The sequence below is a fragment of the Labrenzia sp. THAF191a genome (assembly GCF_009363335.1).
Taxonomy (GTDB): domain Bacteria; phylum Pseudomonadota; class Alphaproteobacteria; order Rhizobiales; family Stappiaceae; genus Roseibium; species Roseibium algicola.
Map to the genome: position 1 here is coordinate 5,396,987 of NZ_CP045333.1, position 13,335 is coordinate 5,410,321.

Consider the following 13,335-nt stretch of genomic DNA (forward strand, 5'->3'; position numbering starts at 1 on the left):
AAAGGCAGGCTCATGAGCGGCACAATCCTCATTACCGGGACGACCTCCGGCTTCGGTCAGGCGATGGCCCGGCTGTTCGTGCAAAACGGATGGAAGGTTATCGGCACCGGCCGGCGCGCGGATCGGCTGGAAAAGCTGAAGACGGATCTCGGCGAGGCATTTCACGCGCTTGTCTTCGACATCATGGACGAAGCTGCAACAACTGCGGCCCTCGCCGGCCTGCCGGAGGACTTTCAGGAGATCGACATCCTCGTCAACAATGCCGGTCTTGCCCTCGGCACGGCTTCGGCACCGGCGACGAAACTCTCCGACTGGAAGACCATGATCGATACCAACATCACCGGTCTCGTCACCATCACCGACCAGCTTCTGCCGAAGCTGATCGAGCGCAAGGGCATGGTCGTGAACATCTCCTCCATTGCCGCCAACTGGCCCTATCCGGGCGGAAACGTCTATGCGGGTACCAAGGCATTCCTGCGCCAGTTCTCGCTTGGCCTGCGGTCGGATCTTCACGGCAAGGGGGTGCGGGTTACCTCCATCGAACCGGGCCTATGCGAAAGCGAATTCACGCTGGTGCGTACCGGAGGCAACCAGGAAAGCTACGATGCTCTTTATGGCGGCGCCAACGCGATCCAGCCGGAAGATATCGCCAGCACGGTCTATTGGGTCGCGACACAGCCCCCGCATCTCAACATCAACTCGCTGGAACTGATGCCCGTCAGCCAGTCCTGGGCCGGCTGGCAGATCGCCAGAGAGGGCTGAGGTGAACCTGTGGCGGCGCTGCTCGTCCACGGACAAAGCGGATTTCTATCAATCTGTTCACATGCGCCTCACCAGCCACATAGGATACTGGATCCCGGTCTTGACGCTGACGCGACAAACCGGGACGACAAGCAGGAGATGCAGAGCGTCCCTTCCTCAAAAACGTCAACGGCCGCACGCGTCACCGCGTCCGGCCGTGACTGTTCATACAAGATCCCGAACGATCAGGCCTTGGTCACCTTCTGGGTCTGGCTGCCCAGCTTGTCGATGCCAAGCGTCATGACTTCACCGCCCTTCAGGTAGACCGGCGGCTTCTGCCCCATGCCAACACCCGGAGGCGTGCCGGTGGAGATGACGTCGCCAGGCTGCAGGCTCATGAAGCGGCTGAGATAGGAGATCAGGAACGGTACCCGGTAGACCATCGTCTTGGTGGAGCCGTTCTGGTAGCGCTTGCCGTCCACTTCCAGCCACATGCCGAGATCGTCGAAGTCGCCGACTTCATCCGGCGTTACCAGCCAGGGGCCGATCGGGCCGAAGGTATCGCAACCCTTGCCCTTGTCCCAGGTGCCGGACCGTTCGATCTGGAATTCGCGTTCGGAGACATCGTTGATCACGCAGAAACCGGCGACATGGTTCATCGCATCGGCTTCCTCGATATAGGCACCGCCCTTGCCGATAACGACGCCGAGTTCAACTTCCCAGTCGGTTTTCTGCGAGCCGCGCGGGATCTTCACGTCGTCATCCGGACCGACAATGGCCGAGGTCCACTTGTTGAAGACCACCGGTTCCGGCGGCACATCCATGCCGGATTCCGCAGCGTGGTCGGCATAGTTGAGGCCGATGCAGATGAACTTGCCGATATTGCCGACGCAAGGTCCGACGCGCAGATCCTGCTGCGGAGCGCCCTCCACCAGTGGCAGCGAAGCGACGTCGAGCCCCTGCAGGTGTTGAATGCTTTCAGGCAGGAGAGCATCGCCGGCGATATCCGCGACAACGGAAGAAAGATCACGAACGCGGTTGTCGGCATCGAGAACACCGGGTTTTTCCTGTCCCGGAGCGCCAAATCTCAGCAATTTCATAAAGGATCGTCCTTGAGTGGTTGGAGCCCGGTTGCGCGTGCAACTGGGCTCGATGGAGTTGGTTACGACAAAATCGATCAGTCGTACAAGACAGCAGCGATCTTCGGATCGTCAATGTTGGATTTGTCGTAGTAGTAGAAGCCGGTGTCGATATGTGCCGGAACTTCCTTGCCCTGTGATGCTTCGAGGGCTGCTTTCACGGTTTCATAGCCGATGCCGACCGGGTTCTGGGTGATCGCACCGGCCATAACGCCGTTGCGGATCGCATCCTTCTGGGCCTTGCCACTGTCGTAGCCGATGATGACCACATCGGACTTGCCCATTTCGGAGACACCGTTCACCACACCAAGGGCAGACCCTTCGTTGGCACCGAAGATGCCCTTCAGATCCGGATTGGCTGTCAGGATGGCCTTGGTGAGTTCTGTCGACTTCAGATGGTCACCGCCGCCATATTGAACGGTGACGACCTCGATATCCGGATGATTTGCCTTCATCTGGTTGACGAAACCGTCGACACGGTCAATGCCGGTCCGGCTCGTCTGGTCATGTGCCACCACGGCAACCTGGCCAGCACCGCCGATCAGCTCTGCCATCTTGTCGGCAGCCAGTGCTGCTGCAGCAATGTTATCGGTCGACGCTGTCGACACCGGAATATCGCTATCGACACCACTGTCGAACGCGATGACCGGAATGCCCTTTTCCTGAGCCTGCTTCAGAAGCGGAATGGCAGCCTGACTGTCGAGAGCGGCAAAGCCGATTGCCGTCGGGTTCTTGGCAAGGGCAGCGGCCAGCATGTCGATCTGGCGGTCGACCATGGTCTCGTTGTCCGGGCCTTCAAAGGTGATGGTGACACCCAGCTCCGAGGCGGCCTGATCGGCTCCAGCCTTCACGGCCTGCCAGAACTGGTGCTGGAAACCTTTGGAGATGAGCGGAATGTAGGTTTCCTGGGCGAAGGCAAAGTTCCCGGAAAGCATCAGGGCAGCGGCACTTGCAGCTCCGATAAGAGTACGTCTGTTCAGCATATTCCTCTCCTGTGGTTGGGTTGGACGGAAGGTCCGGTACCGGGGTGTGACCACCCTCTTGTGTGTTGATGAAACTCAGGCTTTGCGCCTGCGCACCATGTCCGCGTAAACGGCCAGGATGATGATTGCGCCGGTCACCACCGTCTGCCACTCCTGGGCGACGGACAGGACCCGCAAACCGTTGGTCAGGACGGCCATGATCAGGGCACCGATCAGGGTCCCGAGAACCGTGCCCCGCCCACCGGAAAGCGACGTGCCACCAATCACGACAGCCGCGATGGCTTCCAGCTCGTAGCCGAGACCCAGCGCCGGCTGGGCGGAGTTCAGGCGCGAGGCGATCAGGATCCCGGCAATGCCGCAGATCGCACCGGCCAGCGCATAGACCGACATTTTCCAGAAGTCGGTGTTGACGCCGGAAAGGCGAACCGCCTCTTCGTTGGAGCCCAGCGCGAACGTGTAGCGGCCAAGCACCGTACGGCCGAGAATGTAGGATGCTGCCCCTGCCACCAGGAAAAGGATCAAGACACCGTTCGGGATCGGCAGAGCCGGGAAAATGTCGCCTATCAGCGAGCCGCGGGAAATCAGGTCGAAGCCGGGCGTGTCGTTGAAATAGATCGGTCGGGTTCCGGAAATCACCAGCGACAGGCCTTTCAGGATCAGCATCATGCCGAGGGTCGCGATGAACGGCGGGATTTTCATCTTGGCGATGAAGGTGCCCGAACACAGGCCGCAGAGCGCACCGGTCGCGATGGCGGCAATCACACCGAGCGGCAGCGGCATGCCGAGGTTTGTCAGAACGACGCCTGCGATGACCGCGCAGAACGTCATCAAGGTTCCGACGGAAAGATCGATCCCGCCGGTGATGATCACCAGGGTCGCCGCAACAGCCAAGACGCCATTGACCGAGGTCGCCTGCAGGATCGCGATCATGTTGGAGGTTTGCATGAAGTTGGGTGAAGCGATCGAGAAACCGATCAGCAGAAGAACCAGGCTGGCAAAGGCCAGCAGCTTCTGGTGCGCCCCAGTCTCGATCAGACGTGCAACGAGCGACGGCGAGGAGGACGGGTTGACGGCGGTCATTGCTGGTATCCTTCTGGCTGCATGGATGGCGCCCGAAGCGTCGCCAGATGCATGATGTCTTCCTGCGTGGTGGTTTCACCGCCCGGCAGGATGCCGGTGAGACGGCCTTCGCACATCACGGCAATGCGATGGCTGAGACGCATGATCTCCGGCAATTCCGAGGAGATGACGATGATCGCCCTGCCCTCGTTGGCCAATGCCTTCAGCAGTTTGTAGATTTCCGACTTGGCACCGACGTCGATACCGCGGGTCGGCTCGTCGAAGATCAGGATGTCGCAATCCCGGTAGAGCCACTTGGCGATGACGACCTTCTGCTGGTTGCCACCGGAAAGCAGGCGGACTTCCTGCCGGTCGGACGGCGTGCGGATTTCCAGTTTGGCGATATAGTCCTGCGCCGTCTTGCGCATGGCATCGTCATTCAGGACGCCAAACCGGCTGGAAAAGCGATCGAGGCTGGCCAGCGCCACATTGGTCCGGACATCCATACCGGTGGCCAGACCGAAATGCTTGCGATCTTCCGAAAGGTATCCGATCCCCGCCTTCACGGCGTCGGAAGGTTTCGATATCGAACGGGGCTTGCCGTGAACCCGGATCTCGCCGCTGTCGCGCGGATCAGCTCCGAAAATCGCCCGTGCCACTTCCGTCCGCCCTGCTCCCATCAAGCCGGCAAAGCCGAGGATCTCGCCTTTCTTGACGGAAAAGCTGACGTCGCGGATCTCGCGCCCCCTGTTCAATCCGCGTATGTCCAGTACCGTCTCGGCGTCGGACAGGTCGGGGATGACGATGGCCTCGCTGGTTAGTTCCCTGCCCACCATCATGGAGATGATCTTGGAAACAGGCGTCTGCGCTGCATCAACGGTGCCGACATAGGAGCCGTCACGCATGACCGTCACCCGGTCGGCGATCTGTTTCAGCTCGTCCATCTTGTGGCTGATGTAGATGATGCCCACGCCATCGGCTTTCAGCCGGCGGATGATGGTGAAGAGTTCGGCGATTTCCGCATCATTCAGGGCGGCGGTCGGCTCGTCCATGATGAGGACGCGTGACCGGTAGGACAGTGCCTTGGCGATCTCGACCATCTGCTGACGGGCAATGGTGAGTTCACCGACGATCGTCTTCGGGTTCATCTTCAGGTTCATGGACTTGAAGATTTCGAGCGCCTGTGCGTTGAGCGCCGTCTCATCCAGACGGCCGAAACGCTTGCGCGGTTCCCGGCCGATAAAGATGTTCTGCGCGACCGACAGATCATTCATCAGGCTGAGTTCCTGGTGAATGATACCGATGCCCAGCGCCTGGGCGGCCCGTGGACCATCGATCTCCACTGCCTGACCGTTGACCAGCAGCTCGCCGCCGTCCCTGGGGTAAATGCCGGACAGGATCTTCATCAGCGTCGACTTGCCAGCGCCGTTTTCACCCATCAGGGCATGCACTTCGCCGCTGTTCAGGTCGAAGCTGACATTCTTGAGGGCGTGCACACCGGGGAAGCGTTTTTCGATCCCCGTCATCCTCACCAGATTTGTCATGGTGCGGTCCTCCCAAACCGCGACGAAGACGCCACCGTCAGATGGTGACACCTCCGTCGACCAGAAGTGCCTGACCGGAAACGAACTTGCTTTCGTCGGAAAGCAGGTAAACGACCATCGGCGTCATATCGTCGACGGTTGCCAGACGGCCCATGGGCTGGCGGGCAATGAAATTCTTCTCCGCTTCCACCGGATCCGGCGCCGAGGCGATCCGGCCGCGCAAGGACGGGGTATCGACGGTGCCCGGGCACAGCGCGTTGCAACGGATGCCTTCCTTGACGAAATCCGCGGCAACGCCCTTGGTCAGGCCGATCACCGCCGCCTTGGTGGCACCGTAGGCCGTGCGCATCGGAAAGCCCTTGATGGACGATGCCATCGACGACATGTTCAGGATCGATGCCGTACCGGTTGTCTTGGCGCGTTCGCGCATGCCCGGCAGGAAAGCTTGCGTCATCCGGTACATGGAGGTGACGTTCAGCTCGAAGCTGAAGGCCCAGTCGTCTTCGGTGATATCGAGGACAGAGCCGTTGTGAACGAAGCCCGCACAGTTGAAGAGCCCATCGAGCGCCGGAAGTTTTTTGGCCAGGGCGTCAACGGCTGCGCGATCACAGACATCCAGTTTGCGGATCTCGATACCGGGGCATTCGCCGGGAAGCGTCGACAGCGTTTCCTCGTTGATGTCCGCGGCGTAGACCTTTGCGCCTTCCCTGGCACAGGCAATCGCGCTTGCACGGCCGATACCCTGCCCGGCTGCCGTCACCAAAATTGTTTTATCTTTCAAGCGCACTGAAATCCTCCCGAAAGTCCGCGCATTGTCACCACGTTCTGCCGGATGCGGCTACATCACCGCACCGATCTGCCACGGCACGAACTCCACTCCGCCGAAGCCGAGTTCCTCGCTTTTGGATTGTTTTCCGGAGGCAACGGCGATGATCATTTCGAAGATCTCCTCACCCTTGGCTTCCAGACTGACATTGTCGGAGATCACGTCACCGCAATTGATGTCCATGTCTTCCGACATCCGGCCATACATCTCGCTGTTTGTGGCAAGTTTGATGCAAGGGGTCGGCATGTAACCGGAAACGGAGCCCCGTCCGGTCGTGAAGACGATGATATTGGCACCCGAGGCGATCTGACCGGTCACCGAACACGGATCGAAGCCTGGGCTGTCCATGAAGACGAAACCCTTCTTGTCGACGGGTTCGCCAAACTTGTAGACGTCCACAAGAGGGGCTGAGCCTCCCTTGGCCGCTGCACCAAGAGACTTTTCCAGGATTGTGGTCAATCCGCCGCGCTTGTTGCCGGGCGATGGATTGTTGTCCATCTCGCCGCCATTGCGGGCAGTGTAGTCTTCCCACCAGCGCACACGCTCGATCAGCTTCTTGCCGACATCGACGGAAACCGCCCGGCGGGTCAGAAGGTGCTCCGCGCCGTAGATCTCCGACGTTTCGGACAGGATCGTGGTACCGCCGTGACGGACCAGAAGATCGGAGGCAATCCCGAGTGCCGGATTGGCAGTGATGCCGGAATATCCGTCCGAGCCGCCGCACTGCATTCCGACGGTGATTTCGGAAATCGGCACCGGCGTGCGCTCGGCCTTGTTGGCAAGTTCGGCAAGCGCCCGCAACTCTTTCAGCCCGGCCTCGATGGTCTTGCGCGTGCCGCCGGTCTGCTGAATGGTCATGTAGCGCAAGTCGCCATCAGGGCGGATCTTGCGGTCACCGACGAGGTCGGCAATCTGCATGACCTCACAGCCAAGACCAATCAGCAGGATGGCCGCGAAATTCGGATGCTGGGCATAACCGGAAAGCGTCCGGAACAGCGTTGCGTAGCCTTCGTCCTTGCCGGACATGCCGCAGCCGGTTCCGTGAACGATTGGCACGATGCCGTCGACATTCGGAAACTCGTCCAGCAGACCGGACTTCTCGGCAGCTTCCGCAATGAATTTTGCGACAGACCCCGAGCAGTTCACCGAGGTCAGAATGCCGATGTAATTGCGCGTGCCTGCTCGCCCCGTTTGCCGGCGGTACCCGAGAAAGGTGCGCTCTTCAGTTGCGGGCTCAAGCGGGATCGAGGCTTCGGCGTGCTGATAGTCCTGGCTGTGATCGCCCATGCCGAGGTTATGAACATGGACATGCTCCCCCGGCTTGATGTCTGCCTTCGCCTGGCCGATGATTTGACCGTACCGAATGACGTTTTCGCCAGCGGAGATCGGTTTGCGGGCAATCTTGTGGCCGCGCATGACCTGCCCGGGCAGCGGACAGTCAACATGGGCAACGCTTGCGCCGGCCGCAATATCCTGAAGGGCGATGACCACATTGTCATCGGCATTCAGAAGGATCGAATTGGCATGAGGCTGCAACACGTCTCTCTCCCCTTTACGGCCGCCACGGTTGGTCCGCCTTGTCACTCCAAGATGACAAGACCCTTCTCAACCTGCTGACAAAAATCAGCTTTTTACGCTTCTCCGAGCACTCTCCATGGAGCATCGGCACGGCCGGTCTTTCTTCACGATTAGCTTGACAGGGTAACTGTGTCAACTAACATGTTAGCATTCAATAGAGTTGACAATGTCCCTGACCAACGAACAAGATTTTCCCGAGATCACCCTGCCCGACATTGGCAAACTGTCCGGCTCGCTGGCACAGCGTGTCTATGAGGCGCTGCGCTCGTCCATCCTGGCGATGGACCTGCCCCCGGGCACCCTCCTCAGGAAACAAGTCATCTGCGAGCAGCTTGGTGTCTCCCGCTCGCCGGTGACGGAGGCGATCACCCGGCTTGCAGGCGAAGGCCTTGTCGAAGTCATTCCTCAGTCCGGCTCCCGTGTGACCAAATTCTCCATGTCGGAAATCCGCGAGGGCGCCTTCCTGCGGGAAGCCATCGAACTGGCGGCGGTTTCCAAGGTGGCGGCGGAGCGCACCGAAGAGCAGTTGACGGAGTTGAACCGCAATTTGCGGCTGCAGGCTCTTTGCCTGGAAGATCACGACGAAACCGGCTTCTACCGGGAAGACGAGCGCATGCACGAGCTTATCTTCTCCTTCACCGGCTACCCGAAGCTCCACAACCTGTCTGCCACCGGGTGGATGCAGGTCAACCGGGCACGGCAACTGCTGCTCCCCATGCGCGGCAGGGCCTTTGAAGCCTATGACGAGCACCGGGTCATCGTGGAAGCAATCCGCGACCGCGATCCGGAACGGGCACGCCAGGCAATGCAAAAGCACCTGAGCGAACTTGTCACGCGCCTGGAACCGCTCGCCGAGACCAGGCCAGACCTGTTCGACTGAAAACCTGGCCCCTGGCCCGACACCAGACCGCAGATCATGCGGCGTTAAAGCAGCTCCTGAGGAAACATCCAGAGGAAACACATGACCGCTCTAAGAACACAGCGGCTGAACAGCAGAACCGCTAGGCCGATCGATCTGACGGAGATGGGTTTCGGCGGCGCGCCGCTCGGCAATCTCTACCGCAAGGTTTCGGAAGAAGATGCCCAGGCAGCCCTTCAGGCGGCCTATGACAACGGCATCCGCTACTTTGACACGGCGCCGCAATACGGCCTCGGCCGATCGGAAATGCGCTTTGCCACTGCCATCAAGCGTTTTGGCCGCGAGAACATTCAGCTTTCCACCAAGATCGGCCGCCTGCTGCTGGATTGCGAGCCGCACGAGGTGACGCCGGAAGCCTTTGTCGATGTGCCGCAAAAGCGGATCGTCTTCGACTACAGCTATGACGGCGTCATGCGCAGCTACGAGGCAAGCCGACAGCGACTGGAGGTCGCCAACGCGGACATCCTTTTCGTACATGACGTCTGCGCCTTTTCGCAGGGCTCTCAGGAAGCCAGCGATGCCCGCGTCCGCGAGCTTTTCGAATTCGGCGGCTACAAGGCGCTTACCGAGTTGAAAGAGGCCGGGGACGTTGCGGCCATCGGCGCAGGGGTAAACGAATGGCAGGTTTGCGAAAAGCTGCTGGGCCTTGCCGATTTCGACTGTTTCCTGCTTGCCGGCCGCTACACGCTTCTGGAACAGGACGCCCTTGAGAGCTTCCTGCCGCTTTGCGAGCAACGGGACGTCGGCATCATTCTGGGCGGGCCGTATAACTCCGGCATTCTGGCAACCGGGGCCGTTCCCGGTGCGAAATACAACTACGCCGATGCACCGCCGGAGATCCTTGAGCGCGTGCGCAGGATCGAGGATGTCTGCCGCAGCCATTCAGTGCCGCTGATCGCGGCCGCACTGCAGTTCGTGCTTGGGCATCCAAGTGTGAAGACCGTCATCCCCGGCGCGGTGAACGCGGCCGAGGTTGAAGCCAATATTGCTCTCTTGAAGACCGATATCCCTGCCGCACTCTGGTCAGACCTCAGGTCTGCTGGCCTGATCCGCCCCGATGCCCCCTTGCCGAGCGAGACCACCCATGTTGCGTAACCTTCCCCCCATCCTGAACCCTTCGCTGCTTTATGCCCTCAGAGCCATGGGGCACGGCGACGAGATCGCCATTGTCGACGCCAATTTCCCGGCGGAAAGCTCCGGTCCCGATTGTGTTCGTCTCGATGGCATTTCGGCAACAGACACGCTGAAGGCGATCCTGTCAGTGATGCCGCTCGACACGTTCGTCGCCACCCCCGCCCGGACGATGCAGGTGGTCGGTGATCCGGACGCGGTGCCGGAGATTGTCACCGAGTTCCAGACCATCATCGATGACACCGCCGACAAGCCGGCCAGGATTTCAACGCTGGAACGCCACGCCTTTTATGACGCAGCCAGCCATGCCTTTGCCGTGGTGCAGACAGGCGAGACCCGCCTCTACGGCAACATCATTCTGACCAAAGGCATTATCGAGCCATGACCCGCAGATATCATGTGATATCCAACCCCTGCCTTTAGCTTCAGTCGCCCTTAGACTCGCCGCCCCGGCGTCAATCCATTCACCTTCTCGATGATCGACGCGGCATCGATACCGAAATGGCGGTAGAGATCGCCAATCGTACCGGTCTGGCCGAAATGTTCGACACCGAGCGGGATGGTCTGTTGACCGGCGACGCCGCCAAGCCAGGCGAGCGTTGCCGGGTGGCCGTCGATCACGGTGATCAGTTTGCAATGGCCGGGCAGATCGCCCAGCAGTTGCTCGATATGGGACCTGGCAGCCGCATTGCCACGAGACCTTGCTCTTTGCGCCGCCGTCCAGCCCGCGTTGAGGCGGTCGGCGGACGTGACAGCTAGAACACCGACATCCCGCCGGTTACCGGCGAGTTCGCCCGCCGCCTTGATGGCTTCAGGCGCAATGACGCCCTGATAGGCGATCACAACTTCGCAGTTGGGGCCGGGTTTGCGAAGCCAGTAGGCACCGTCAATGGCGCCCTGGCGGAAGGCATCGTCGGCCCGTTTGACCGGCTGTTCGATCGGGTTGGTCGACAGGCGCAGATAGACGGAGCCACCGGTCTCGTCGCGCAGCCAGGTGCGTTCGTCCGGATCGCCCTCGCCGTCGCGCTGCAGGTAATCGAAGGCCCATTCCATGATCACGGCCAGTTCGTCGGCAAAGGCGGGTTCGAATGCGGCCAGTCCATCCTGGCTCATGCCGATCAGCGGTGTGCCGATGGACTGATGCGCACCGCCTTCCGGCGACAGGGTCACACCGGATGGCGTGCCGACAATCATGAAGCGGGCATCCTGATAACAGGCATAGTTGAGCGCATCGAGCCCCCGGCAAACAAAGGGATCATAGACTGTGCCGATGGGGATCAACCTTTCGCCAAAAAGCGAATGAGAAAGACCGGCAGCCCCCAGCAGCAGGAACAGGTTCATCTCGGCGATGCCGAGTTCGATATGCTGGCCTTCCGGCGTGAACTCCCACTTCGCAGTCGAGGGAATCCTGTGCTCGATAAAGGCATCCGCCATGGCCTTGCGGGCGAAAAGCTTGCGCCGGTTGACCCAGGGACCAAGGTTGGTGGTGCCGGTGACATCCGGTGAGGTCGTAACGATACGCTCGGCCAGTTTGCTGTCGCCCTTGGAGAGATCGTCCAGCACCTTGCCGAAGGCCATCTGGGTGGAAATATCCCGGTCGGAGGCAAGCTCGATGGCAGGTACGGCGATCTTGTCGTCAGAGAACCGGCGGGTGCCTTTGGCAAAGAACGGCACCTGATCCAGAAATGCCTTCAGCGCTCCAACGTCCGGTACTGTCGCGAAAGGTTCCCATTCCTCGCCTTCCGCAACGCCCATGTGTTTCTGCCATTCGGCCATCTGGGTCTTGTTCATCAGGCCGCCGTGATTGTCCTTGTGGCCGGCAATCGGCGTGCCCCACCCCTTGATGGTATAGGCAAGGAAGCAGGTCGGCTTGTCGTGATCGATGGCGGCAAAGGCTTCCGCCATGGTCTCGGTGCAATTGCCGCCGAGATTTTCCATGAGATCCGCCAGTTCATCATCCGAACGGCGGTCGATCAGCGCGGTGACATCGCCCTGGTCGCCCAGGTCGTCCATCAGGCGTTTGCGCCAGACGGCTCCCCCCATGAAGGTGAGCGCGGAATAATCCTGGTTAGAGCAATCGTCGATCCACTGGCGCAGCTTGTCGCCGCCGGGTTCGGCAAAGGCGGCGCGCTGCAAGACCCCGTATTTGACCCGGACCACCTGCCAGCCGAAGGCATCGAAGATTTTCTCGACCCGATCAAAGAGCCCCTCACGAACGATACCGTCGAGCGACTGGCGGTTATAATCGATGATCCACCAGCAGTTCCTGAGATCGTTCTTCCAGCCCTCCTGAAGGGCTTCATACACATTGCCTTCGTCGAGTTCAGCATCGCCGACCAGAGCGATCATGCGGCCGAGCGGCTTGTCGCCCGACCAGCTCTTGGCCGCGATATAGTCCTGTACCAGCGACGCGAAGGAGGTAATCGCGACACCGAGCCCAACCGAACCGGTGGAGAAATCGACATCATCGATGTCCTTGGTACGCGAAGGATAGGACTGAACGCCGCCGTAACCGCGGAAGTTTTCCATCTTTTCGCGCGTCTGATTACCCATCAGGTACTGGATCGCATGGAAGATCGGCGAGGCATGCGGCTTGACCGCCACCCGGTCTTCCGGCCGGAGAACAGAGAAGTAGAGCGCTGTCATGATCGAAACCATGGAAGCCGAACTTGCCTGATGCCCGCCGATCTTGATGCCATCCACCTTCGGACGCACGTGGTTGGCGTGATGGATCATCCAGTGCGACAGCCACAACAGGCGCTGTTCGATGGTCTTCAGGTGTTCGGTGCTCATGGAGGCGTTCCCGTTAAGTGCGTACTTGCCGTTACTCTAGCTTCGGGCAAGAACTGGTTTCTTGCTATTTCCTAATCTTTTCGGCTAAGTCTTGGAGAGTTTCACCAAGATTGAGGCCTTCCTTGGCGATTTCCGACACGCTCGACACATTTGATATCCAGATCCTGCGGGAGCTGCGCCAGAACGGCAGAATTTCAATTCAGGATCTTTCCGAACGCATCGGCCTGAGTGCGACACCGGCAGCCCGCCGCCTGAGGCACCTGGAAGACCGCGGCATCGTGACAGGATATTGCGCGCTGATCGACGAGGTGAAGCTCGGCTACGAGGTTTCGGTCTTCGTGTCCGTTCAGCTCGACAAGCAGATCGACGTCACCCTGGACCAGTTCGAAGCCGCCATTCAGGCGTTTCCGGAAGTCGTCGACTGCTGGCTGATGACCGGCAACCGGGACTATCTCCTGCGCGTGGCAACCACCGGGCTCGCCGCCTTCGAAACCTTCCTGACCGGAAAGCTGACCAAGGTGCCCGGTGTCGCCAACATCGAAAGCTCCATTCCGCTGCGGCGCGTGAAATCCGGTGTCGCACGGACGCCCTGATTTGGGCTGTCCGCCACGTTCCCCGACTC

The 13,335-nt window shown here is 60.2% G+C and carries 12 protein-coding genes; 5 read left to right on the forward strand and 7 right to left on the reverse strand.

Annotated elements, in window-relative coordinates:
- Positions 1-12: 12 nt before the first annotated feature.
- On the forward strand, positions 13-762 hold the full coding sequence (locus FIV05_RS24810; protein ID WP_152511350.1) for an SDR family NAD(P)-dependent oxidoreductase: 750 nt from the start codon (positions 13-15) through the stop codon (positions 760-762).
- 224 nt (positions 763-986) lie between these two features.
- On the opposite strand, the gene FIV05_RS24815 is transcribed toward FIV05_RS24810, so the two are convergent.
- The 6 genes from FIV05_RS24815 to FIV05_RS24840 form a co-directional block, all read right to left on the reverse strand.
- Positions 987-1,841 carry a fumarylacetoacetate hydrolase family protein gene (locus FIV05_RS24815; RefSeq protein WP_152511351.1) on the reverse strand — a complete coding sequence of 285 codons (855 nt, stop codon included), beginning with the start codon at positions 1,839-1,841 and terminating at the stop codon, positions 987-989.
- A gap of 77 nt (positions 1,842-1,918) precedes the next feature.
- Entirely contained in the window at positions 1,919-2,863 is a 945-nt protein-coding gene (locus tag FIV05_RS24820; RefSeq protein ID WP_022997686.1) for an ABC transporter substrate-binding protein, read from the reverse strand.
- 75 nt (positions 2,864-2,938) lie between these two features.
- Positions 2,939-3,943, reverse strand: coding sequence for an ABC transporter permease (locus FIV05_RS24825; protein WP_152511352.1), 1,005 nt, complete (start codon positions 3,941-3,943; stop codon positions 2,939-2,941).
- Positions 3,940-5,466, reverse strand: a complete 1,527-nt coding sequence (locus FIV05_RS24830; RefSeq protein ID WP_152511353.1) for a sugar ABC transporter ATP-binding protein — start codon at positions 5,464-5,466, stop codon at positions 3,940-3,942. The genes FIV05_RS24825 and FIV05_RS24830 overlap by 4 nt, the downstream gene beginning before the upstream one ends.
- A 37-nt stretch (positions 5,467-5,503) precedes the next feature.
- On the reverse strand, positions 5,504-6,259 hold the full coding sequence (locus FIV05_RS24835) for an SDR family oxidoreductase (protein WP_209010107.1): 756 nt from the start codon (positions 6,257-6,259) through the stop codon (positions 5,504-5,506).
- A 45-nt stretch (positions 6,260-6,304) separates the two neighbouring features.
- On the reverse strand, positions 6,305-7,831 hold the full coding sequence (locus FIV05_RS24840; RefSeq protein ID WP_152511355.1) for an altronate dehydratase family protein: 1,527 nt from the start codon (positions 7,829-7,831) through the stop codon (positions 6,305-6,307).
- 205 nt (positions 7,832-8,036) lie between these two features.
- Between FIV05_RS24840 and FIV05_RS24845 the strand changes: the two genes are divergently transcribed.
- The 3 genes from FIV05_RS24845 (at position 8,037) to FIV05_RS24855 (ending at position 10,305) form a co-directional block, all read left to right on the forward strand.
- Positions 8,037-8,750 carry a GntR family transcriptional regulator gene (locus tag FIV05_RS24845; protein WP_152511356.1) on the forward strand — a complete coding sequence of 238 codons (714 nt, stop codon included), beginning with the start codon at positions 8,037-8,039 and terminating at the stop codon, positions 8,748-8,750.
- Between the two features lie 81 nt (positions 8,751-8,831).
- A complete protein-coding gene (locus FIV05_RS24850) occupies positions 8,832-9,884 on the forward strand; it encodes an aldo/keto reductase (RefSeq protein ID WP_152511357.1) in 1,053 nt (350 codons plus the stop codon).
- Positions 9,874-10,305, forward strand: a complete 432-nt coding sequence (locus FIV05_RS24855) for an RbsD/FucU domain-containing protein (RefSeq protein ID WP_152511358.1) — start codon at positions 9,874-9,876, stop codon at positions 10,303-10,305. Before FIV05_RS24850 ends, FIV05_RS24855 begins: the two co-directional genes overlap by 11 nt.
- A 50-nt stretch (positions 10,306-10,355) precedes the next feature.
- On the opposite strand, the gene FIV05_RS24860 is transcribed toward FIV05_RS24855, so the two are convergent.
- Positions 10,356-12,713: a 1-deoxy-D-xylulose-5-phosphate synthase N-terminal domain-containing protein gene (locus FIV05_RS24860; RefSeq protein ID WP_152511359.1), complete on the reverse strand. Its 2,358-nt coding sequence runs from the start codon at positions 12,711-12,713 to the stop codon at positions 10,356-10,358.
- Between the two features lie 128 nt (positions 12,714-12,841).
- On the opposite strand from FIV05_RS24860, the gene FIV05_RS24865 reads away from it, so the two are divergent.
- Positions 12,842-13,306, forward strand: coding sequence for an Lrp/AsnC family transcriptional regulator (locus FIV05_RS24865; RefSeq protein WP_173014004.1), 465 nt, complete (start codon positions 12,842-12,844; stop codon positions 13,304-13,306).
- Positions 13,307-13,335 lie beyond the last annotated feature (29 nt).